Origin of the sequence: Streptomyces sp. CBMA152 (assembly GCF_014596475.1) — a bacterium.
Lineage (GTDB): Bacteria > Actinomycetota > Actinomycetes > Streptomycetales > Streptomycetaceae > Streptomyces.
This window is the reverse complement of record NZ_MECJ01000015.1, coordinates 251,033-272,618: the sequence shown is the minus strand read 5'-3', so window position 1 is coordinate 272,618 and position 21,586 is coordinate 251,033. Positions and strand designations below refer to the sequence as shown.

Sequence of the window (21,586 nt, the reverse complement as noted above, 5' to 3'; positions counted from 1 at the left end):
GGTCAGTTTTATGTCGCCGCATCCTGCCTTTAGACGACCGCGGATCGAAGCTCCACGGGCCGGAGTCGAACCGGCATCTCGACGCACAAGGGCCTGGGCCCGGTTGGTCCGGCGATCGGCGGCGAATGCTGAGTCTGGAGCAATAGTCTGAGATTGATGACGGCACCCGCGTCTCGCGAGGCCGCACAGTCACGACGAACTTCAGTTTCAGCTTTGCGCTCCTCGCGCACCCCAGCCGTGAACGCGTCACAGCCGGGGAGTCTCTGACGCTATCTGTTCAGCCGGTCACTGGCTGAACAGATAGCCGAATATCGCGTCACCCACGCGCTGGTCGGTGACGTCGATGCCATTGGCCTCCTCGCGGGCGAACTTGACCGCCTGCTGCACCTTCTCGACCCGGGCGAGCAGTTCGTTGACCCGTCGGGCGGGCAGCGCGCCGGAGAACTTCACGGTCGTCCAGTAGCCGACCGGAACGTCCTCGTAATACACCTCGACCTGGGCCGGATGCTTTTCGGTAGCCTCCGCCTTGACGTGGTTGCGCGGCACCTTCTTCGTACGCAGTGTCCGTACCGGCTCGGTCTTCCAGGAGTCGGTGGACGGGTCCTGCGCCCATGACTCGGCGGCGTCGAGCACCGGCAGCCTGCGCACGAACGCATTGATGTCCGCGAGCTGCTTCTCAAGAAAGAGCAGATACGAAACCGGGGCCCCGGTGACGAGAACTCGCCCGTCGACCGTGATGTCGGCGCGAGCCTCGCAGTTCGCCCAGTCCTTGGTGGCGGTCACATCGAAAAGCCGGGTGAGCGTCACCGCGGTGTCGCGCAACACGTCCTCGGCCTTGACCTGCACCAACGTCGACTCGGGCGGCAGCTGCTCGCCCTCCTCGTCCTTCGGCTGGTAGGTCCGGGAGATGCCGGCCAGCAACGCGGGCTTCTGCAGGCCGTGCTGAGCTGACGTCAGGTCCTGATGGGACTTCGACTTGATTCCCTTTTCGACTGCGATGATCTGATTGAGTTTCGCCACGTGATGAACGCTAACAACGCCAACGCGGTTTGCACGAACGATTATTGAGGGATCGAGAAGGGGAGGGAGACCTCGTTCGCCGCATCTCGCGTGCCGGCGCCTCGGGTTCCCGGTTCCGGACTCCCACCGAGAGGGGGCCGCCCATTCTCGTCATAGAACCCCGAGGACGTCACCGCTGCGCCGAATGCGAGCAGGGCCCGCTCCCCCGGCTCGTCCTGGATTCGGGCGCGCCACGATGTCTGGACTGCGCGGACCTCGGCCATCTCGTCTTCCTGCCGCGCGGCGACACGGCCCTGACGCGCCGCGCCCGCGAGGAGAGCACGCTCGCCGCCGTCGTGATCCGCTTCAACCGCCGTCGGCGCCGTTACGAACGTCAGGGCGTCCTCGTCGAGGAGGCCGCGCTCGCCGCCGCCGAACAGCGCTGCCTGGCCGACGCGGAGGCCCGCGCACGCCGCCGCGCACGCGACGCGCTCCGGCGGGCCGCCGAGGACGTGCGCTTCACCGCCGGTTTGGAGGCCGAGATCCTGCGCCTGTTCCCCGGCTGCCCGCCCGATCGGGCCCGCGACATCGCGACCCACGCCTCGGTGCGCGGCAGCGGCCGCGTGGGCCGCAGCGCGGCGGGCCGCGCCCTGGACGAGGACGCGGTCACAGCCGCGGTCCGCGCGTCCGTACGCCACCTGGACACGCCGTACGACGAACTCCTCATGTCCCGCGTCCCCCGCAACCGGGCCCGGGCGCGGGTGGCGGCCGAGATCAAGGCGGTACTCGCGGCGTGGGCGGCGGGGCTGGGTTACACCTCGTCGGCCGACGGGCGCAGGGATATCGCCTCCACCGGATCCCGCCCCGCCCTCCCCCGGGGCCACCAGTCCTCGCGATCCGGGTCGGACTCGTAGGGGTACCAGAGGCCGTCGCGGCCGTAGCGGAGTTGAGTGGTGGGGGTGGAGAGGTGGTTGCGCCAGGGGCGGAAGCCGGGGTGGCCCGCGGCCGCCAGGGCCGGGCGTGCGCGGTCGAAGGGGCCGGCCGGGGGGTCCCAGGGCTCTTCGAGCACCGCGAGGGCCGCCTGGCCGCCCTGGCGCCAGGCCGCCACCGCGCGGGCCAGGTCGGTGGGGGTGCGGTCGGTGGCCCGGGACAGCGCGGCGTACAGCGCCCGGGTCGTGGAGGTGACGCCCGAACCGGGGTGCGCCGCGGCCAGGCGGACCGCGTCCTGCCAGGTCGTCAGGGGGGCGATCGGGTCCTCGCCGGTGGTCAGCAGGGCGTGGGCGCGGGCCGCCGCCTCGGTGGCCAGTAGGTCGAGCGCGAGCGGATCGGGGGCGCCCGGCAGCGCGGGAAAGGCGGGCGGGTGGCCCGCGCGCGCCGGGGGCGGGAACGGCGGCGGAAGCTCGGGCCGGGTGCGGGGCCGGACCGCCTCGCGGGCGGCGACGGTGGGGAGTTCGGGCGCCGGGGTGTCCCGCTCCACCACCATCCGGGCGGTGTTGCGGCGGGTGAGCGCGGCGAGCGTCTCCTGCTCGCCCCGGCCGCGCATCAGCAGCAGGACGAACGGGTCCTCGTCGAGGAGCCGCGCCGTCTGGTAGCAGAGCGCCGCCGCGTGCTTGCAGGGGTAACCGTCGTCCGGGCAGGAGCAGTCGGGGATCAGATCGCCCGAGCCGGGCAACAGGTCGACCTGGTCGGCGAGCGTGTGCGGCAGGTCCTTGTCGAGCAGGGCCGCGATATGGGCCGGGTCCTGCGCGGCCGTGTCCAGGAAGTCCTCCCACGCCTGGTCGGGGAGGGTACGCAGACGCAGTTCCGTACGGTAGGGGCGGGGGCGCGAACCATGGACGTACGCGGCGATCCGGCCGGGCGTGACCGTGATCGCGTCGACATGGCCCGATTCCGCGTACTTCCGGCCCCGGGCCAGCCTGGCCGGGTCCAGGGCCAGTCCCTCCAGCGCCTCGACCCAGGCCCCGCCCCACCACGTACCGGTCCGCTCCGTGCGGGCGCCCAGCGCGGGGAAGGTGCGGCGGCGGTCGTCGTACCGCTTGACCGGCAGAGGGCTCATGCGGTCCTCCGCAGGGAGATGAGGTCCGCCAGTTCGCGGTCGGTGAGTTCGGTCAGGGCGGCCTCGCCGGAGCCGAGTACCGCGTCGGCCAGGGCGCGCTTGGCGGCGAGCATATCCGCGATGCGGTCCTCCACCGTGCCCTCGGCGATCAGACGGTGGACCTGCACCGGCTGGGTCTGGCCGATGCGGTACGCGCGGTCGGTGGCCTGTTCCTCGACGGCCGGGTTCCACCACCGGTCGTAGTGGACGACATGGCCCGCCCTGGTGAGGTTGAGGCCGGTGCCGGCGGCCTTCAGGGAGAGGATGAAGACCGGCACCTCGCCGGACTGGAACACGTCCACCAGCCGGTCCCGCTCGGCCACCGGCGTTCCGCCGTGCAGGAGTTGGGAGGGGACACCGCGCGCGGTGAGGTGCGCGGAGAGCAGCCGGGCCATCGACACGTACTGCGTGAAGACGAGGACCGAGCCGTCCTCCGCGAGGATCGTGTCGAGGAGCTCGTCCAGGAGGGCGAGCTTGCCGGAGCGGGCGTGCAGGCGGGGCGCGGATTCCTTCAGGTACTGAGCGGGGTGGTTGCAGATCTGCTTGAGGGCGGTCAGCAGTTTCATGATCAGGGCACGGCGGGCGATGCCCTCCGCCGCCTCGACGCCGGCCATCGCCTCGCGGACGACCGCCTCGTAGAGGGAGGCCTGTTCGCGGGTGAGCGGGACGGGGTGGTCGGTCTCCGTCTTGGGCGGCAGCTCGGGCACGATGCCCGGATCGGACTTCTTCCTCCGAAGGAGGAAGGGACGGATGAGTCGGGACAGGCGCTCGGCGGCCGCCTCGTCCTCGCCGTTCTCGACGATCCTCGCGTGGCGTGCGCGGAACGACTTGAGCGGGCCGAGCAGCCCCGGCGTCGTCCAGTCGAGCAGGGCCCACAGCTCGGAGAGGTTGTTCTCGACCGGAGTGCCGGTGAGGGCGATCCGCGCGGGCGCCGCGATGGTGCGCAGGGCCTTGGCGGTCGCCGAGAACGGGTTCTTGACGTGCTGCGCCTCGTCGGCGACGACCATGCCCCAGGTGTGCGCGGCCAGTTGGGGCGCGCTGCCGCGCATGGTGCCGTACGTGGTGAGGACGAAGCCGCCCTCGGCGCCGGTCAGAGTGCGGCCGCTGCCGTGGAAGCGGCGGACCGGGACCCCGGGTGCGAACCGGGCGATCTCCCGCTGCCAGTTGCCGAGCAGCGAGGCCGGGCAGACCACCAGCGTCGGCTCGGTGCGGGCGCGTCGCAGATGGAGGGCGATCACGGTGATCGTCTTGCCGAGGCCCATGTCGTCGGCGAGGCAGCCGCCGAGGCCGAGCGAGGTCATCAGGTCGAGCCAGGCGAGCCCGCGCAGTTGGTAGTCGCGCAGGGTCGCGTCCAGACCGGCGGGCTGGACAGTGGTCCGCGGGCCGTCGGTGAGGCGGTCGCGCAGCACGGCGAGCGCGCCCGCCGGAACCGCCTCGACCATCTCGCCGTCGACCTCGGCGGTGCCGGTGAGCGCGACCGAGAGCGCGTCCACGGGGTCGAGCAGCCCCAGGTCCCGCTTGCGGGCCTTGCGTACGAGCTCGGGGTCGGCCACCACCCACTGGCCGCGCAGCCGCACGATCGGGCGGTGGGCCTCGGCGAGCGTGTCCATGTCGGACTGGCTCAGCGGCTCGCCGCTGAGCGCCAACTCCCAGTTGAAGGAGAGCAGTTCACCGGCGTCGAAGAACGCTGTGCCGTCCGTCGCGGAGCCGGGTGCGGGCCGCACGACAGCGGTGGCGGTCAGTCCACGGGCCAGCTCGCGCGGCCAGTGCACGGACACTCCTGCCGCGTCCAGGCGCGTCGCGGCGGCGCCCAGCAGGTCGTACAGCTCGCTCTCGGTGAGCGCCAGCACGTCCGGTACGGACCGTTCGAGCAGCAGGCCCAGCGGTGGCCACACGCGGGCCGCGCGGCGCAGCGCGAGCAGCGCGTCGATCCGCGCGCGGGGGCCGAACGCGTCGGCCCGCTCACCCGCCCACAGCCCGGCCGCGTCGATGACCAGGGTGGGGTCGGCGAGGCTGTGGACCTGGACGATCGCCGAACCGGCCCGCCGCGCGCCCTCCTCCTCGTCGCTGTCGAACAGCCCGTATCCGGAGAGGTCGAGCCGCAGCGAGACGCGGACGCCCGCGTCCATGCCGGCGGCGGCCTCCGCGGCCCATACGCGCGCGGTGGGCAGATGCTGGGGCTCGGCCGCCGCGAACGCCGGTCCCGCCGCGTGGGCGGCGGCCGGGGTGCGCGGGAGGCTGTCCGCGACCGCGTCCAGGAAGGCCCGCAGCAGCGCCTCCGGCTCGGGCAGCCGCAGGGAGCCGCGGCCGGGGGCGGGCACCCCGTACGCCTCGTACGGCATCGCGGCGGCGATCGCGCGCAGCTGCGCGATGTCGTCGGCGTCCAGCGGGCCCGCCCGCCAGGCGTCGTGGTCGGTCCCGGTCAGACCGGGCAGCAGCCTGCCGCGCGCCACGAGGTGCAGGGCGTGCAGCGCGGCGGCGCCCCAGGCGGCGGCCGCCGGGTGCGCGGCGGGGTGGTGGCGGGCCCGGACCAGCAGGGGCAGGGCCTCGACGACGGGCAGCAGCCGGGCGGCGACGGTACGGCTGCGGGCGCCGCCGCCGTGGCGCCGGACGACGGTCAGGTCGACCACCTCGGCACCCGCGCCGAGGTACGGCTCGGCGGCCGAAGCGCCCGGCAGCGCCCCGCCCGCCGGGTCCCAGAAGGCGACCTTGCCCTCGCGCGGCAGCCCGGCGGGCAGGAACACCGCGGCGGCGGACACGCCCGGCTTGGGCGCGAACGCCATCGTCGGCTCGGTCTGCGTCATGGTCCGGTCACCTCCCCTCGTCCGTAGAGCCGTGGATCAGCGGACGATCCGCGACTGACCTACGACCTTACGGGCGGGGTCTGACAATCGGGCATCGCGACCTATCGCACCCCCTCCCACAAGGCACGTTCCGCCGCACGCGGGTCCCGCGCGACCTCGGTGGGAGTGTCGGGCGAGGCACCGAAGACCATCGTCGTGCGGGTCTCCGGGTCGTACACGTCCCAGCCCGGATCTCCCGTCGCGGCGAAGGCCACCCACGCCGCGTGCATGGCGTCCGCGACGGCCTGCGGCGGGCTGTCGCCGAGCATCGGGGCGTTCGCCGGGTCGCGCAGGTTGTCGAAGACGAACGCGATCTCCGCGCTGTGGCAGGCGCCGAGCAGGCCCCCGTACGACGGCGAGCGCCAGGCGAACTCGTACATGTGTGAGCCGGGGACCGACTCGGCGGCGCGGATCGCCGGGATCCGGTAGAACCAGTCGGTCGCCACCGCGTCGAAGAGCTCGCCGGGGGCGGCGCCGGGACGGCTCTCGGCGTAGACGGGCAGGGCCTTGTCAGGATCGAGCCCGTACTCCGCCGTCGTGTGCCGCAGCTTCTCCTCGGGTAGGAGGTGCAGGCGCTCGGTGGGGACCAGGAAGAGGCGGTACTCCTCGCGGTTGCTGCCGACGAGCAGTTCCACCCCGCGGTCCGGGGACGGCAGCGGCAGCGCGTCCAGGACCGGCTCGAACGGCATCATGTTGAGGATCGCCTCGCCCCACAGCGCCGGGTCGGGGTGGGCGCCCATCTCGGCGCGCAGACCCGCCTGGGCCGGCAGCAGGTCCGCGAAGGGAACCCGGGCGAACGCCTCCGTGAGCGCCGTCCCCGTGGCCTCGATGCCCAGCTTCGCCGCGAGCCGTGCGGTGATCAGGTCGGCCGTGTCCGGCGGCAGGAAGTGGTGGGCGGCGCCGCTCTGCAGGATCGCCCGGCAGAACAGCCCACGCGCGCGTGGCATCGCGAGGAGCGTGCCGATGCTCATCGCGCCCGCCGACTCGCCGAACACCGTCACGCGGTCCGGGTCGCCGCCGAAGCCCTCGATGTTGTCGCGGACCCACTCCAGGGCGGCGATCTGGTCGAGCAGCCCTCGGTTGTCCGGCCTGCCCGGGAGTCGCAGGAAACCGTCCGTGCCGAGGCGGTAGTTGAGGCTCACGAAGACGACGCCGTCGCGCGCGAAGGACGTCCCGTCGTACACGGACACCGCGCCCGAGCCGTTGGAGAACGCCCCGCCGTGCAGCCAGACCAGCACCGGAAGGCCGCCGCCCGGCCCCGGGTGCGGGGTGCGGACGCTGAGGTTCAGGCAGTCCTCGCCCTGCCCGCTGTCGGCGTCGGGGATCAAGGCGTGCATGGGCGGTGCGTACGGCGCCCTGGGCGCGGACGGGCCGTGGCCGAAAGCGTCGCGTACACCGTCCCAGGGGGCTGCCGGGGCCGGTTCGAGGAAGCGCCGTGGCCCGAACGGCGGTGCCGCGTACGGGATGCCGAGGAAGGACGTCACCCCGTCGCTCCCGGTGCGTCCTCGGACCATCCCCTGCCGGGTCGTGCACACGCGCGTGCCCATCGATTCCATCCGCGCCTCAGACTCCTTCGGCCAGCGTCTCCAGCAGGGCCTCGCCGAACTCCTTGGGGCGTTCGACGTGCACCGCGTGCCCGGCTCCGGGCACTGTCACCTCTCGTACCCTGCCGCCCACGCGCGCGTAAAGGCCGAGAACATGCCGTGTCTGGCCAACCATCGGCTGCGCCGGGGTGCCGTCCCAGCCGGGCACCGCGCCTATCGCGCCGAGGTGGGCGAGGTCGAAGAGCGACGTGTCGGAGACGATCACGTCGTCCTCGCCGCGCACCCAGGTCACCGGCGGCTTGACCGGCAGCTCGGCGACCGCCGTGTGCAGGTCGTCGACGCGGAAGCGGGTGGGAGCAAGGCAGTTGAGGACCCCGCGTGTGCCGGGGGCAATGCCGGGCCACGCGCGCGAGGGGCGGCTGTCGCCCGGGTAGTGGTCGTCCCCGACGCGCGTACTGAGCATCGACTCGACGTACTCGTCCTCGCGTTCGGGCCGCAGCGGCGGCTTGACGTAGTACGAGGTGAGGACGGTGCGGGGCGAGAGCGGGGAATCCTCGCCCCGGTCGCCCTCGGCCAGCAGCCGGACGAAGTCGGGGTGGGCGGTGCCGCCGCCGGACCCGACCCCGTCCGGCGAGTTGAGCCGCCCGTCCACGCCGTGGGTGCCGCCGAACCCGTACGGGGACACGGGGTTGACCAGGGTCAGCGAACGGACGGCAGCGGGCCGGTTCTTCATGTGTTGCAGCACCACACCACCCCCCATGGACCAGCCGACCAGGTGTGTTCGCTCCATATGAAGCGCGTCGAGGAGCGCCGCCAAGTCATCGGCGTAGTCGCACAGTCCACGGGTCGCGTCCACCGGCAGCGGGTCGGTGCCGCCGAAGCCGCGCAGATCGACCGCGATCGGCCGGTAGCGCTCGGGCAGGGCGAGCATGGCGTCCTGCCAGAAGACGGACGACGAAACGTTTCCATGCACAAAGACGACCGGTTCGCCCGCGTCCTTGGAAACGTCCTCCAGGATGTGCTGGGTGAGGCGGGCGGTGGGCACCCGGCGTGCGGTCAGCGTGGTCATACAGGCCGTCCTCGGGCTCGGGGAGGGGGTCGGGGCGGTCAGGAGAGCCAGGAGGCGACCTGGGCCTCCGATGCGCTGTTCCAGCCCAGTTCGAGGTGGTTGGCGCCCGCCACGGTGGCCGTGGCGCCGACCTTGGCGATGCCCGTGGTGTCGAGGGCGCTGGAGACGAAGACGACCCCGTCGCTGGGGCCGCGGTTCTCGTTGAAGATGCCGATGACGTCCGGCGAGCCGCCCGCCAGCAGGTAGGTCGTGACAGAGGCGGGGATTCCGGCCCGCTGAAGCGGGCCGACCAGCGAGCCCGCGTCGATGGCCGCCTGGATGCCGTCGCCCGCCGTGTAGAAGCCCTGGCCTCCGTAGTACGTCGTGTACCAGTCCTGCGCCGTCTGGTCGACGCCGTACACGCCGTCCCAGCGGGCCAGCATCTGCCGCTGGCCGGGGTAGTCGTCATAGCCGCCGGAGGGCGTCATGGAGAACTCGGGATGCGCCGTGTACGTCCCGTAACAGGTCATCCGGGAGTGCGGCGAGGGCGCGTTGATCTTGCCACCGCACTCCGGCCAGATGGAGAAGTCATGGGCCCAGCCGTGGGCGTACGGGTAGTCGAAGCCTCCGTTGGGGCCGCCGAGCGTGATCAGCTTCCGTACGTCACCGGCGTACGCGCGGCCCCAGGCGGGCTTGAGTGACGAGACGTACGCGCGCGTGGACATCTCCCCCTTGCTCCAGCCGACCAGGTCCACCTGGGACACGCCGAGCTTCGCCTTGATGAGCGCGACCGCGTCGCCGACGGCCTGCGCCTGCATCAGGTTGTCGCCCTGCTTGTGGGCGAAGCCGATGGCGAAGACGCGGTGGCCCCGGGCCGAGAGGTACTGCATCAGACCGGTCGAGGGGCACGACAGCGCGCCGCAGCCATAGCCGCCCGCCTCGCCGGGGTTGGCCCACGCCCGGTCGGCGGTGTCGTTGGCGCCGTGCACCAGGAGGACGGGGGTGGCCTTGGCCCCGGTGTTCCAGCCGGGCGCCGAGTAGAGCAAGAAGCGGTCCGAGGTGGGGCGGGCGACGCCACCGAAATAGGTGACACGTACGCCGTCCTGGTTTCCGCGCCCGTCCGGCGGGTAGCCTTCGGCGGCCGTCGCCTGGAAGCCGGGGGTGGTGTCGCGGTAGCGCTCGACCTTCTCCCAGCCGTTGGTGACAGTGCCGGCTCCATAGGCGCCCTCCAGGGTGAGGTACGACGGCGCTGCGGCGCTCACGGAGGGGGCGCTCGCGGCGGTGACGCCGGCTCCGGTCACCAGTGCCCCGAGTGCTGCCGTCACGGCCAGCACAGCCCGCCACCCCGCACTGTGTCTGCTTCGCACGTCCGTGCCCCCTCGCCTAGGCTGATCCGACTCCGCGGTAGACGCTAGGCAGGCGGTGTACTGCTGGGGGATATGGGCGCACCACACAAGCGGATGCCCGGATGTGGGTGCTCATCATGTGGGTCATGTCGCCCGGCCGGCCGCGCACCGGATGCCCGGTGACCGTCCAGCGGTAAGAGTTGCGGTACTGACCGCCGCAGCACTGCCGTACAGACGAGGACCGCTCATGTCCGTGCCTGTTCCCCAGCCCGTGTCGCCCCTGTCCGCGTCGGCGCGTTCCGCCGCCACGCGCAGGCGGCTGGGGCTCGCCGCCGGTGCGGCGCTGCTCACGCTCGCCGCCACGGCCTGCTCAAGCCTCGACCGTACGGCGGTCGGCACCTTCTCGTACTCGACCGCGGCGGAACGTATCGTCAAGATCAGCAGCCCGCCCGTCAAGGGCTGTCATCTCATGGCTCCGGCCGGCGCGACGGCCGTGCTCAACAACACGCTGTCCGATGTGCGCGTCTACCGGACGCCGGACTGCAGCGGCGACGAGATGAAGTACATCCCGAGCCGCCTCTCCGACAACATCGCGCCCAACACCCTGCCCTGGCGCAGTTACGCCTTCGTCCACTGACGGGCGGCCAGGACGGCCCGGGCGGGCTCGGGAGCGCCGGTCGGCGCGGGGGCACGCAGGGCCGTCACAGCTCGAACCAGCCGTGTCCGCAGTACCAGTGCCCGCCCGCGAGCAGATGGCCCGCCACAGCGCGCTCCACGGGCGTGCGCTGAAGCAGGGTCTCGACCGGCAGGTCCGGATCGCCGAAGACGAAGCCGACCGGGAGCCGGTCGTACACCTCCGCATCCTGGAACGAGGTCCGGAACCGGCGCTGAAAGCACAGGATGTTGGAGTCCTCCGGCAGGTACTTCTCCAGCTGCGCGTCGAGCAGCCAGGAGTCGCAGACAGCGACCCGATAGGGCTCGTCCGGATAGTGGCGCGCGAAGAACTCCCTGGCCAGCGCGAGCGAGGCATCGCACGCCTGTGATGTCAACGGGCCACGGAAGTCCGGCACATGGATGCTCAGACAGGGGTCCCCCTCCCCCAGAGGCAGCCCCGCCGCGCTCAGCGCCTCGCCCGTCTGCCGCCAGAGCCGGGCACGCTGGAACTGCAACCGGCCCAACTGGTAGATCTCGCCACGGAAGTGCAGCGCAAACCAGTGCGGCTTGACCAGTCCGGCATTGCCGTACCGTCGCCGGTGCAGGGCCATATGCCGCCCGAGGTCGGCGAGGGTGCGGCGGGTGACGTCGGCGGGCACGCCGCGTTCGCGGTGGTACGCGCGCGTGAAGGGCAGCGCCGCCAGGAGCACCACGATGGGGAGCAGCCGCCCGGCCTCACCCAACCCCTCCGGGACAGGAGGAAGTTCACGACCGCCGGCCACGACACCGATGTCGTGCACCAGCTCCCGTACGGACCGCTCCACGAACGCCCGCAACTCCGGATCGTTCTCCACCCGCCGCGCCAGCGCGATCAGTTCATTGATGTCCTCGTGCGGTACGGCCAGGTCGAGCAGCGTCTCGGGCAGCTCGTCCCCGACCGGCAACAGCGCATCCACGTCCACCATGCGCGTCACCCTATGCGGCACCGTGGCGCGAAGCGGCGGGTTGCCGGGCACCCGCACCGTGCACGACGGATGGATCCGGCCACTCGGTGGGTAAAATCCACCTAGAAGAGGCGATGGCCATGCGCACTGGGAGTGAACCCACGACTGCGCGCAGTCCACTGCGGATGCGGTTCTGGCTGAGCGTATGGGGGCTGATCTGGGCCCTCGCGGGCACGGCGGGCTTCGCTGTGGAGCACCGCCCCGGCTGGATGGCCGCCTGCGCGGTCCTGGCCGCGGTGATCACGACCGACCTCTGCATGATCATCCACCACATCCACCAGGGCCCCCATTACCAGCCCGGCCCGGACATCCCACCGTACGAGCCGCCCCGGCGGCGCTAGGGCCGGTCCGGCGGTCCTCGCCAGGGTCGCCGCCCCCCCCAGGCATCGGGCCTGCGCCCTACGCGTCACCCGCCGTGTCGAAGCGGGCCGCTTCCAGGTACTCCGGCTTGGGGTCCAGGGCCGCCGCCAGGCGGAAGTGGCGCAGGGCCTGGTCGGGCCTGGTCGTGCGCTCGTAGGTGCGGGCCAGGGCGAAGTGGGCGAACGCGTTGTCCGGTTCGCGCTCCAGGACGAGCTGGAACTCCAGCTCGGCCGAGCGCAGTTGGGCCGCGGCGAAGAAGGCACGGGCGCGCAGCAGCCGGGCCGCGGTGTTCTCGGGGTGGGCCGCGATGACCGAGTCGAGGAGCTTCACCGCGCCGCGCGGGTCCTTGGCCGCGAGCAGGTGCTCCGCCGCGCGGAAGTCGATGACATGCGTTTCCGGGGTGCTCTCGGCCACGGTCGAGTCCTTTCCCTTGCTGCGCGTTGACAACGCACTGCCCAGTTGGGTTATTCCATATGCGCACCGCCCGCCATCGAGTCCGCCCGTGCCGTCACAGGGCGGCCACCGCCAGAATCAGTCCCACGGCCAGTACGGCGGCTCCTGCCGCTATGAACGAACGGTCCAGGCCCATGCGTTCCCGGCCGAGCAGGATCACTTCGCGCGGGTCGGCGGGGTCGTAGGAGAGCCGGACGCGGCCGCCGGGTGTGAGCGGCTCGCGGCGGGACGGCGGGACCGGGGACGGCAGTTCGAGGACTCGGCCGTCGACCGTCTCGTACTGCAGGAGCGGGCGTCCGGAGCCGGGCGGTGCGGGCTTGACCAGCGCCCAGGCGAGCCCGCCCGCCGCCACGAGGCGCCGGGTCTCCCGCAGCCCGTAGGCCCCGGCCAGTAACGCCACCAGGCCGCCGAAGGCCGTGAAACCCGCCAATACGAAGAGCACATCGCGATCGTATTCCTCGTGGGAACGGATCGGGGTGCGGTTTTGGCACGACCCATACGGGAGTGGTCATTCGCGGCCATCCGCCGCGCTATCGGGCGCTATTGCTGGGCCGCGCGCTCCACGAGCTTGCCCCACACCTTCCTGACCTGGGGTTCCAGCGCCTCCAGGGGGCCGTCGTTGTCGATGACCAGATCCGCCACCGCGAGGCGCCGCTCACGGGTCGCCTGGGCCGCCATACGGGCCTCGGCCTCGGACTTCGTCATGCCGCGCAGCCGGGTCAGGCGGTCGAGCTGGGTGGCGGGGGCGGCGTCGACGACGACCACTAGGTCGTAGAGGGGGGCCAGACCGTTCTCCGTCAGGAGCGGGACATCGTGGATCACCACCGAGTCGGCGCCCGCGGCCGCCTCCAGCTCCGCCGAGCGGGCGCCTACCAGCGGGTGGACGATCCCGTTCAGAACCGCCAGTTTCTCGGGGTCGGCGAAGACGATCGCCCCCAGGGCCGGGCGGTCCAGAGCGCCTTCCGGCGTCAGGATGCCCGCGCCGAACGCCTCGATCACGGCCGCAAGCCCGGGGGTTCCGGGCGCGACGACCTCGCGCGCGATCTTGTCGGCGTCGATCAGTACGGCTCCGTACGAGACGAGCAGCCGTGACACTTCGCTCTTACCGGCACCGATTCCGCCGGTCAGGCCCACCTTCAGCATGAGCGGCAGCCTAGGGGATGCCGCTCATGCCGTCGGTCACAGGTCTCCTTCACGCTCCGCGAGGAACCGCTCGAACTCCCGGCCCAGCTCGTCCGCCGACGGCAGGTCCGCCGGTTCGGCGACCAGGTTGCCCCGGGTCTCGGCGCCCGCGATCGCGTCGTACTGGTGCTCAAGGCCCTGTACCAGGGTGACCAGTTCCTCGTCACCCTCGCCGATCTGGCGCTCGATCTCGGTCTGGGTGCGCTGCGCCTCGGTCCGCAGACTGTGGGCGACGCTCGGCAGCACCAGGCCCGTCGCCGCCGTGATCGCCTCCAGGGCGGTCAGCGCCGCGTCCGGGTAGGCCGAACGCGCCACATAGTGCGGAACGTGCGTGGCGACGCCCAGGACGTCGTGGCCCGCTTCCATCAGCCGGTACTCGATCAACGACTCGGCGCTGCCGGGAACTTGGGCCTCGTCGAAGGGCGAGCGGTGACCCGGCATCAGATCCGTGCGGTTGCCGTGCGGGGTGATGCCGACCGGGCGGGTGTGCGGAACACCCATGGGGATGCCGTGGAAGTTGACCGAAAGGCGTACGCCGAGACGCTCGACGATCTGCCGTACGGCGACCGCGAAGCGCTCCCACTCGACGTCCGGCTCCGGGCCCGACATCAGCAGGAACGGCGCGCCCGTGGCGTCCTGCACCAGACGCACCTCGATCGCGGGCGTCTCGAAGTCCGTCCAGCGGTCCCGCTTGAACGTGAGCAGCGGGCGGCGGGCGCGGTAGTCGACAAGTCTGTCGTGGTCGAAGCGGGCCACCACCTGGTGGGGCAGGGTGTCCAGCAGCTTCCCGACGATCTGCTCGCCGGTCTCACCCGCGTCGATGTATCCGTCGAAGTGGTACAGCATGACCAGGCCTGCCGACTCCTGCGCGAGCGCCATGTCGACGACTGCGAGGCCCTTCGGCTCCCATTCGTACAAACTCTGCGGATCAAGCACGATTACCGCTCCTCCTCGTGTTCGTAGGGAAGAACGCCCCATGGGACAACGGCATTCCCGCGCGCGTCCGTTTCACATGCCGTTCTCATGACGGCCGGACGGACTCCTCGTCGCGGCATTCCGGGCCTGGTCCAGACCTTGGCATGCTCAGGCGTCGGCCTTGTGGAGTGCCCGTACCCCACAAACGATGTAAGGCCCGCTCCCCATTGGGGAGCGGGCCTTACATTCGGCTATCTACCAGCTGGGGTCAGAGCGTCAGCTCTGGCCGCCCGCCAGCTTCTCGCGCAGGGCAGCCAGGGCCTCGTCCGACGCCAGGGCGCCGGAGTTGTCGTCCGACTCCGAGGAGTACGAACCACCCGAGATGCCGGCACCGGCGTTGCCACCGGCGGCCGGGGCGGCAGCACCCTCGGCAGCGGCGGCCTCGTCGGCCTCGCGGGACTTGATGACCTGGGCCTGGTGCTGCTCGAAGCGCTGCTGCGCCTCGGCGTACTGGCCCTCCCACGCCTCGCGCTGGGTCTCGTAGCCCTCGAGCCAGTCGTTGGTCTCGGGGTCGAAGCCCTCGGGGTAGATGTAGTTGCCCTGGTCGTCGTAGGACGCGGCCATGCCGTACAGGGTCGGGTCGAACTCGACCGACGCCGGGTCGGCACCGAAGGACTCGTTGGCCTGCTTCAGCGACAGCGAGATCCGGCGACGCTCAAGGTCGATGTCGATGACCTTGACGAAGATCTCGTCGTTGACCTGGACGACCTGCTCCGGGATCTCCACGTGGCGCTCGGCCAGCTCGGAGATGTGGACCAGGCCCTCGATGCCCTCGTCGACGCGCACGAACGCACCGAACGGAACGAGCTTCGTGACCTTACCCGGGACGACCTGACCGATCTGGTGCGTACGGGCGAACTGCTGCCACGGGTCCTCCTGCGTCGCCTTCAGCGACAGGGAGACACGCTCGCGGTCCATGTCGACGTCGAGGACCTCGACGGTGACTTCCTGGCCGACCTCGACAACCTCGGACGGGTGGTCGATGTGCTTCCAGGAGAGCTCGGAGACGTGGACGAGACCGTCGACGCCACCCAGGTCCACGAAGGCACCGAAGTTGACGATCGAGGAAACGACGCCGGAGCGGACCTGACCCTTCTGGAGGGTGGTGAGGAACGTCTGGCGAACCTCGGACTGGGTCTGCTCCAGCCAGGCACGGCGGGACAGGACCACGTTGTTGCGGTTCTTGTCCAGCTCGATGATCTTCGCCTCGAGCTCCTTGCCCACGTAGGGCTGGAGGTCGCGGACGCGGCGCATCTCGACGAGGGAAGCCGGCAGGAAGCCACGGAGGCCGATGTCGAGGATGAGACCACCCTTGACGACCTCGATGACGGTACCGGTGACGATGCCGTCTTCTTCCTTGATCTTCTCGATGGTGCCCCAGGCACGCTCGTACTGAGCGCGCTTCTTCGAGAGGATCAGGCGGCCTTCCTTGTCCTCCTTCTGGAGAACCAGGGCCTCGATCTCGTCGCCGACCTTGACGACCTCGTTCGGGTCGACGTCGTGCTTGATCGAGAGCTCGCGGCTCGGGATGACGCCTTCGGTCTTGTAACCGATGTCGAGCAGGACCTCGTCCCGGTCGACCTTCACGATGACGCCGTCGACGATGTCGCCGTCGTTGAAGTACTTGATCGTCTCGTCGATCGCGGCGAGGAAGGCTTCCTCGTTACCGATGTCGTTGACCGCAACCTGCGGGGTGGTGGCGGTGGTCTCGGTGCTGCTCGTCATGTGGGAAAGGGCTCCGGTACGGACATGAAGTCGTAGGTACTGCTACGCCGAAAGCCCGTATCGCCTCTGCAGAAGCCGGACAGCCTAGGAAACGCCCGACCCGGCGGACCGGGGGCGCCTCGAAACCGAGGGGACATACAACAGTGGGAGCGCGCCTGCTACGTCTGAGGTGCGCAGGCTCGCAGCGCAACTTGTAGCATACGGGGGCAGCCGGACAGGGTCAATGCGCGAAGGCGCACACCCGGGGCGGATCCCCGCATTCCCGGCACAACTAAGGTTCTCCGAGGCCACGTAGGCCCAAGCAGGCCCCTGCAGAACGCGATGGACCATCCGCGTTCACGCTCTGCGCAAACTACAACGACGGGCACGATGATCCAAGAGCACGAGGCCGAATACGAGCCCGAGGCGACCCGGCGTGACGCCGGGGACGCGGAGAGCAGCCGCGCGAGCCGTGGCTGGTGGGACCGGAACGCCGACGAGTACCAGACCGATCACGGAGCGTTCCTGGGGGACGACCGGTTCGTCTGGGGCCCGGAGGGGCTGGACGAGGCGGAGGCCGCGCTGCTGGGCCCTGTGGAGTCCCTTAAGGGACTGGACGTCCTGGAGATCGGCGCCGGAGCGGCCCAGTGCGCGCGCTGGCTGGCCGCACAGGGCGCCCGCGCGGTCGCCCTGGACCTCTCGCACCGCCAGCTCCAGCACGCTCTGCGCATCGACGGCGGAGCGGTTCCGCTGGTGGAGGCGGACGCGGGGGCGCTGCCGTTCGCCGACGGCTCCTTCGACCTCGCCTGCTCCGCCTACGGTGCGGTCCCGTTCGTGTCCGACCCCGTGCGGGTCTTCCGGGAGGTACGCCGGGTGCTGCGGCCGGGCGGGCGCTGGGTCTTCAGCGTCACCCACCCCATCCGCTGGGCGTTCCCGGACGAGCCGGGCCCGGAGGGCCTGAGCGTGGCCGCCTCCTACTTCGACCGCACGCCGTACGTGGAGCAGGACGAGACCGGGCACGCGGTGTACGTGGAGCACCACCGGACGCTGGGCGACCGGGTCCGGGACGTGGTGGCCGGGGGCTTCCGGCTGGTCGACCTGGTCGAGCCCGAGTGGCCCGCGTGGAACACACAGGAGTGGGGCGGCTGGTCCCCGCTGCGGGGCAATCTGATCCCTGGCACGGCGATCTTCGTGTGCGAGCGGGACTGAGGGTGGGGGCGCGCGGTCGCCCCGGCCTGGTTCGGGGCACGGTCACCCCCCTCCCCTGAGCCAGGTCCGACCATTAGTCATACAAACCGGCGGGTCTGTGGACAACCGGAAACGGGCCCGGGCCGGGACGTACGAGACTGTGGACGTGATCCGAACCGACGTGATCGAGCGTCTTCCCGTACGCCATGCCGTGCCCGAGTTGCTGAGCGCACTCGACGAGCGCGGCACGGCGGTCCTGTCCGCGCCCCCGGGCACCGGCAAGACCACGCTGGTGCCACTGGTACTGGCCGGGCTGACCGGGATAGGGCCGCGTCGGCGGGTGCTGGTGGCCGAGCCCCGGCGGATGGCCGTGCGGGCGGCGGCGCGCCGGATGGCATGGCTGCTCGGCCAGGAGGTAGGGGACGCGGTCGGCTTCTCGGTGCGCGGCGAACGGCGCACCGGCCCCGGCACGCTCGTCGAGGTGGTGACCACGGGTGTCCTGCTCCAGCGACTGCAACGCGACCCCGAACTCGCCGGTGTGGACGTGGTGTTGCTCGACGAATGCCACGAGCGCCATCTCGACGCGGACACCGCGATCGCGTTCCTCGTGGACGTGCGGGCCACCCTGCGCCCTGAGCTCCAGCTGATCGCGGCATCCGCGACCAGTGACGCGGATGCCTGGTCGCACCTGCTGACCGTGCTGGACGGCACGGGCCCCGCTCCGGTGGTGCGGAGCACGGGCCAGGGCCACGGGGCGGCGTTCTACTACGCCCCGCCGCCCGCCGGGATCCGTCCCGCGCACGGCACCTGGGTGGACCCGCAGCTGCTGCGCCATGTGGCGGCGACGGTCCGGCTCGCCCTGGAGGCGCACGACGGGGATGTGCTCTGCTTCCTGCCCGGGACCGGCGAGATCGCCCGGACGGCCGGAATGCTGGACGGAGTGGACGCGGAGGTCCTGCAACTGCACGGAAGAGCTCCGGCGGCGGTCCAGGACGCGGTGCTGCGGGGCGGTGACGGGCGCCGTCGGGTGGTCCTGGCGACCTCGGTGGCGGAGTCGAGCCTGACCGTGCCCGGGGTCCGGATCGTGGTCGACTCGGGGCTGGCGCGCGAGCCGCGCGTCGACCACGCTCGGGGGCTCGGCTCGCTGGCGACCGTTTCGGTGTCGGACGCGGGGGCGACCCAGCGCCTGGGCCGCGCCGGACGCGAGGCGTTCGGCACCGTGTACCGCTGCTGGGCCCCGGCCGACGACACGCGGCGGCCGCGCTTCCCGTCTCCGGAGATCAAGATCGCGGACCTGACGGCCTTCGCGCTCCGGGCGGCGTGCTGGGGCGATCCGACCGCGCAGGGTCTGGCCCTGCTCGACGCCCCGCCCGCCGGGGCGATGGCGGCGGCCCGTTCCGTACTGACCGCGATCGGCGCGGCGGACGAGGCAGGCCGGGCCACCGACCGGGGCGTACGGATGGCCCGGCTCGGGGTGCACCCCCGACTGGCCAGGGCGCTCCTCGACGGAGCCGCCGAGGTGGGCGCCCGGCGAGCCGCCGAGGTGGTGGCCCTGCTGAGCGAGGAACCGCCGAGGGAGTACGGGGACGACCTGACGGCGGCGTGGCGCACGGCCCGCCGGGGCGGCGACGGGTACGCGGCTCGTTGGCGCCAGGAGGTGCGGCGGCTGACGTCGGCGCTTTCCGGGCCGACGGGTGGTGCCGCGACAGAAGGCGGTGGGCCCGGTCTGGATTCTGGCGCTCCGGGCGCAGCTGGCGGTGGCCCGGGGTCGAGTGCGGGTCGTTCGGACTCGGGCACCAGCCGTCCCGGGTCGAATGCCAACGGCCCCGGATCGCATGCCAACGGTCCCGGATCCGATGACGCCGTGGCCGGGCTGGTCACCGCGCTGGCGTTTCCGGAGCGGGTGGCGCGGGCTCGGGGTGAGGGTGCCCATCTGATGGTGTCCGGCACTCGTGCCGAGTTGTCCCAGGGGTCGGGGCTGCGGAGCGCGGGGTGGCTGGCGGTGGCCGTCGCGGATCGGCCGGTGCGGGCCGCGTCGGCGCGGGTGCGGCTCGCCGCGGTGGTCGACGAGGACATCGCACGCCTGGCGGCCGGGCCACTGCGGACCGAGGGCGAGGAGGTGCACTGGGAGGACGGTGATGTGGTCGCCCGGCAGGTGGAGCGACTGGGCGCGGTGGAGCTGGCGATACGGCCGTTGAAGGAGCCCGACCCCGCGCTGGTGCGGCGGGCACTGCTGGACGGGCTCGAAGAGGAGGGCGTCGGGCTGCTGCGCTGGTCGCGGGAGGCCGAGGGCCTGCGGGAGCGACTGACGTTCGTGCACCGGACGCTGGGTGAGCCGTGGCCGGACGTGTCGGACGCCGCGCTGCTCGCGCGGGCCGGGGAGTGGCTGGAGCCCGAGCTGTCGCGGGCCCGGCGCCGGGCGGATCTGGGGCGGCTGGACGCCGGGCAGGCGCTGGCCCGGCTGCTGCCCTGGGCGAGCGGGGAGGCGGCGCGGCTCGACGAGCTGGCGCCGGAGCGCATAGAGGTGCCCAGCGGGTCGCGGATCAGGGTGGAGTACGGCGGTGCGCAGCCTGTGCTCGCGGTGAAGCTCCAGGAGATGTTCGGGCTTGAGGGGACACCAAAGGTCGCCGGGGTGCCGGTGCTCATACATCTGCTCTCCCCGGCGGGCCGGCCGGCCGCTGTCACCGCCGACCTGGCGAACTTCTGGCGGGAGGGGTACCGCGCGGTCCGGGCCGAGCTGCGCGGGCGCTACCCCAAGCACCCCTGGCCGGAGGACCCGTCGAAGGCCGAGCCGACCCGGCACACCAACGCCCGCCTCAAACGCTGACCGTCCCGGTCACTGACGGCACGGGTCACTGACGGCACGGGTAACGGACCGCACCGGTAGCTGACCGCACTGGTAACCGACCGCTCCGGTCGCCGGCCGTCCCGGTCACACGCCGACCGGCGTCGGCTCAGTGTCGGCCGCCGGGGCCGGGGCGGCCGGGCGGCGGCTGCGGGCCTCCAGCCAGAGGGAGAGGGCGAGCAGTGCCGTACCGAGTCCGAGGAAACCCCATGGGAGATAGGAGGTGAGCAGCAGGACCAGGGTGCGGTTCTTCTTGATCAGAGCGACCGTGTGGTCCACGTAGTCCTCGCGCATCTTCACATGCCCGGAGAACACAGTGATCTTGTCCTTGCCGAACAGGGCCGTGGCGTTGTGGAGTTCGTCCTGGTGGATCTCCTCGCCGTTGACCGGGCCGCCCGTCACGGGGTCGACCCAGAACATCCGCTTGGTGCTGTACCACCGGGTCAGGCCGGTCTGCTTGACCACGTCGGCGGTGACACCGAGGGGCATGGTCTTGGGGAAGGGGACCTGGGTCCAGGGGATGGTCTGCTCGAAGTAGTAGACCTTGAGCCCGTGGAACGTGGTGGTGCCCATGTAGTGGATGGGGGCGGTGGTGCGGGTCTGGGCGTCGAAGTACTCGTAGTCCCGTTTCTCGGTCAGGAACGGCCACTTGAACTCGATGCCGTCGCGCCTGACCGGGTCGCCGTCGACCGTCTCGCCGGTGGCGTGGACCGGGGCCTGGCTGTGGGCGTCGAAGATGTAGCGCTCGGGGATCTTGGAGACGAACTGGCCCTTGTCGTCCAGGACATAGGACAGGGCGTCCCAGACGACGACGTCCTTGCCCGCGGTCTTCTCGATCTTCCGGGACTCCGCGACGTTGCCCTTGAGGGTCTGCACGATGGTCACCTTGGGCACCGTGACGGAGGTGAGGTGCTGGTAGTCGATGAGAGTGGCGTTCTTCGCCTCGAGCACCGTCTCCTGGTACTGGCTCGGCGGGACCTTGGCGAGCCGGGGGAAGGCGTACCAGCGCAGCAGCGGGGAGAGCGCCGCGAAGAAGACGGCGAGGGCGAGCAGGATCAGGCTGGCTTTGCGTCGCATGCGGCCGGCTCTCCTCTACTTCCCGGGCGTGATCGCCCCGGGTGCGCTGGGGACGGTGGTGAGCAACGGGTTGGGCGAGGTGGTGCCCTCGGGCCCGCCGATCGCCGAGACGGTCAGGACGATGGCGAGGGCGGCGGCGAGCCCGATGGCCGCGGCGATGAGGGCGCGCATGCTCGGCCTCCCGGAGAACTGATGGGGCGTCAGGATTGGGGCACCGTAGCAACGCGGAGGTGAGATGAGAACACGCAGGACCGCCCCCGCTGCCGGGT

19 protein-coding genes are annotated in these 21,586 nt (G+C 71.6%); 5 read left to right on the top strand and 14 right to left on the bottom strand.

The window, feature by feature from the left end; genetic code table 11:
- Positions 1–285: 285 nt before the first annotated feature.
- Positions 286–1,020, bottom strand: a complete 735-nt coding sequence (locus tag BG418_RS14525) for a hypothetical protein (RefSeq protein WP_188274238.1) — start codon at positions 1,018–1,020, stop codon at positions 286–288.
- 143 nt (positions 1,021–1,163) lie between these two features.
- On the opposite strand from BG418_RS14525, the gene BG418_RS14520 reads away from it, so the two are divergent.
- The gene (locus tag BG418_RS14520) at positions 1,164–1,913 is read left to right on the top strand and encodes a DUF2293 domain-containing protein (RefSeq protein ID WP_317453664.1); all 750 of its coding nucleotides are present in this window, start codon (positions 1,164–1,166) and stop codon (positions 1,911–1,913) included.
- On the opposite strand, the gene BG418_RS14515 is transcribed toward BG418_RS14520, so the two are convergent.
- From BG418_RS14515 to BG418_RS14495, 5 genes are all read right to left on the bottom strand, one after another.
- Positions 1,811–3,055 (bottom strand): SWIM zinc finger family protein, encoded by a 1,245-nt coding sequence (locus BG418_RS14515; protein ID WP_188274237.1) that lies wholly within the window; start codon positions 3,053–3,055, stop codon positions 1,811–1,813. The genes BG418_RS14520 and BG418_RS14515 overlap by 103 nt on opposite strands.
- Positions 3,052–5,898 carry a DEAD/DEAH box helicase gene (locus BG418_RS14510; RefSeq protein ID WP_188274236.1) on the bottom strand — a complete coding sequence of 949 codons (2,847 nt, stop codon included), beginning with the start codon at positions 5,896–5,898 and terminating at the stop codon, positions 3,052–3,054. The genes BG418_RS14515 and BG418_RS14510 overlap by 4 nt, the downstream gene beginning before the upstream one ends.
- A 101-nt stretch (positions 5,899–5,999) precedes the next feature.
- Positions 6,000–7,484: a carboxylesterase/lipase family protein gene (locus BG418_RS14505; RefSeq protein WP_188274235.1), complete on the bottom strand. Its 1,485-nt coding sequence runs from the start codon at positions 7,482–7,484 to the stop codon at positions 6,000–6,002.
- Between the two features lie 16 nt (positions 7,485–7,500).
- Positions 7,501–8,550, bottom strand: coding sequence for an alpha/beta fold hydrolase (locus BG418_RS14500; protein WP_188274234.1), 1,050 nt, complete (start codon positions 8,548–8,550; stop codon positions 7,501–7,503).
- A gap of 38 nt (positions 8,551–8,588) precedes the next feature.
- Positions 8,589–9,854, bottom strand: coding sequence for a lipase (locus BG418_RS14495; protein ID WP_317453654.1), 1,266 nt, complete (start codon positions 9,852–9,854; stop codon positions 8,589–8,591).
- Between the two features lie 268 nt (positions 9,855–10,122).
- Here BG418_RS14495 and BG418_RS14490 point away from each other — a divergent pair, with 268 nt between their 5' ends.
- Positions 10,123–10,512, top strand: coding sequence for a hypothetical protein (locus tag BG418_RS14490; RefSeq protein ID WP_223184804.1), 390 nt, complete (start codon positions 10,123–10,125; stop codon positions 10,510–10,512).
- Between the two features lie 64 nt (positions 10,513–10,576).
- Here the strand turns inward: BG418_RS14490 and BG418_RS14485 are convergent, their stop codons facing one another.
- Entirely contained in the window at positions 10,577–11,494 is a 918-nt protein-coding gene (locus BG418_RS14485; RefSeq protein WP_317453653.1) for an acyltransferase domain-containing protein, read from the bottom strand.
- Between the two features lie 119 nt (positions 11,495–11,613).
- Here BG418_RS14485 and BG418_RS14480 point away from each other — a divergent pair, with 119 nt between their 5' ends.
- Positions 11,614–11,874 carry a DUF6343 family protein gene (locus BG418_RS14480; RefSeq protein ID WP_188274233.1) on the top strand — a complete coding sequence of 87 codons (261 nt, stop codon included), beginning with the start codon at positions 11,614–11,616 and terminating at the stop codon, positions 11,872–11,874.
- A 58-nt stretch (positions 11,875–11,932) separates the two neighbouring features.
- Here the strand turns inward: BG418_RS14480 and BG418_RS14475 are convergent, their stop codons facing one another.
- The 5 genes from BG418_RS14475 to rpsA all read right to left on the bottom strand — a co-directional run bounded on the left by BG418_RS14475 (position 11,933) and on the right by rpsA (position 16,228).
- The gene (locus BG418_RS14475; protein WP_188274232.1) at positions 11,933–12,307 is read right to left on the bottom strand and encodes a tetratricopeptide repeat protein; all 375 of its coding nucleotides are present in this window, start codon (positions 12,305–12,307) and stop codon (positions 11,933–11,935) included.
- 94 nt (positions 12,308–12,401) lie between these two features.
- Complete coding sequence (locus BG418_RS14470; RefSeq protein ID WP_188274231.1) at positions 12,402–12,788, bottom strand: DUF3592 domain-containing protein; 387 nt, start codon at positions 12,786–12,788, stop codon at positions 12,402–12,404.
- Between the two features lie 98 nt (positions 12,789–12,886).
- The gene (gene coaE, locus BG418_RS14465; RefSeq protein WP_188274230.1) at positions 12,887–13,489 is read right to left on the bottom strand and encodes a dephospho-CoA kinase; all 603 of its coding nucleotides are present in this window, start codon (positions 13,487–13,489) and stop codon (positions 12,887–12,889) included.
- Between the two features lie 36 nt (positions 13,490–13,525).
- Complete coding sequence (locus BG418_RS14460) at positions 13,526–14,407, bottom strand: PAC2 family protein (protein ID WP_398998950.1); 882 nt, start codon at positions 14,405–14,407, stop codon at positions 13,526–13,528.
- Between the two features lie 312 nt (positions 14,408–14,719).
- Positions 14,720–16,228 carry a 30S ribosomal protein S1 gene (gene rpsA, locus BG418_RS14455; protein ID WP_101387822.1) on the bottom strand — a complete coding sequence of 503 codons (1,509 nt, stop codon included), beginning with the start codon at positions 16,226–16,228 and terminating at the stop codon, positions 14,720–14,722.
- A gap of 369 nt (positions 16,229–16,597) precedes the next feature.
- Here rpsA and BG418_RS14450 point away from each other — a divergent pair, with 369 nt between their 5' ends.
- Together BG418_RS14450 and BG418_RS14445 are read left to right on the top strand one after the other, a co-directional pair.
- Entirely contained in the window at positions 16,598–17,416 is an 819-nt protein-coding gene (locus tag BG418_RS14450) for a class I SAM-dependent methyltransferase (RefSeq protein ID WP_188274228.1), read from the top strand.
- A gap of 145 nt (positions 17,417–17,561) precedes the next feature.
- Complete coding sequence (locus BG418_RS14445; RefSeq protein WP_188274227.1) at positions 17,562–20,222, top strand: ATP-dependent RNA helicase; 2,661 nt, start codon at positions 17,562–17,564, stop codon at positions 20,220–20,222.
- A 105-nt stretch (positions 20,223–20,327) separates the two neighbouring features.
- Here the strand turns inward: BG418_RS14445 and BG418_RS14440 are convergent, their stop codons facing one another.
- Both BG418_RS14440 and BG418_RS14435 read right to left on the bottom strand, forming a co-directional pair.
- Positions 20,328–21,317: a DUF3068 domain-containing protein gene (locus BG418_RS14440; RefSeq protein ID WP_188274226.1), complete on the bottom strand. Its 990-nt coding sequence runs from the start codon at positions 21,315–21,317 to the stop codon at positions 20,328–20,330.
- A gap of 15 nt (positions 21,318–21,332) precedes the next feature.
- Complete coding sequence (locus BG418_RS14435) at positions 21,333–21,488, bottom strand: SPW_0924 family protein (protein ID WP_188274225.1); 156 nt, start codon at positions 21,486–21,488, stop codon at positions 21,333–21,335.
- Positions 21,489–21,586 lie beyond the last annotated feature (98 nt).

Coding starts and splice junctions, on each gene's coding strand:
- BG418_RS14515 (WP_188274237.1), bottom strand. CDS start 3,055: ATGAGCCCTCTGCCGGTCAAGCGGTACGACGACCGCCGCCGCACCTTC.
- BG418_RS14510 (WP_188274236.1), bottom strand. CDS start 5,898: ATGACGCAGACCGAGCCGACGATGGCGTTCGCGCCCAAGCCGGGCGTG.
- BG418_RS14505 (WP_188274235.1), bottom strand. CDS start 7,484: ATGGGCACGCGCGTGTGCACGACCCGGCAGGGGATGGTCCGAGGACGC.
- BG418_RS14500 (WP_188274234.1), bottom strand. CDS start 8,550: ATGACCACGCTGACCGCACGCCGGGTGCCCACCGCCCGCCTCACCCAG.
- BG418_RS14490 (WP_223184804.1), top strand. CDS start 10,123: ATGTCCGTGCCTGTTCCCCAGCCCGTGTCGCCCCTGTCCGCGTCGGCG.
- BG418_RS14485 (WP_317453653.1), bottom strand. CDS start 11,494: ATGGTGGACGTGGATGCGCTGTTGCCGGTCGGGGACGAGCTGCCCGAG.
- BG418_RS14480 (WP_188274233.1), top strand. CDS start 11,614: ATGCGCACTGGGAGTGAACCCACGACTGCGCGCAGTCCACTGCGGATG.
- coaE (WP_188274230.1), bottom strand. CDS start 13,489: ATGCTGAAGGTGGGCCTGACCGGCGGAATCGGTGCCGGTAAGAGCGAA.
- BG418_RS14460 (WP_398998950.1), bottom strand. CDS start 14,407: ATGGCGCTCGCGCAGGAGTCGGCAGGCCTGGTCATGCTGTACCACTTC.
- rpsA (WP_101387822.1), bottom strand. CDS start 16,228: ATGACGAGCAGCACCGAGACCACCGCCACCACCCCGCAGGTTGCGGTC.
- BG418_RS14450 (WP_188274228.1), top strand. CDS start 16,598: ATGATCCAAGAGCACGAGGCCGAATACGAGCCCGAGGCGACCCGGCGT.
- BG418_RS14440 (WP_188274226.1), bottom strand. CDS start 21,317: ATGCGACGCAAAGCCAGCCTGATCCTGCTCGCCCTCGCCGTCTTCTTC.
- BG418_RS14435 (WP_188274225.1), bottom strand. CDS start 21,488: ATGCGCGCCCTCATCGCCGCGGCCATCGGGCTCGCCGCCGCCCTCGCC.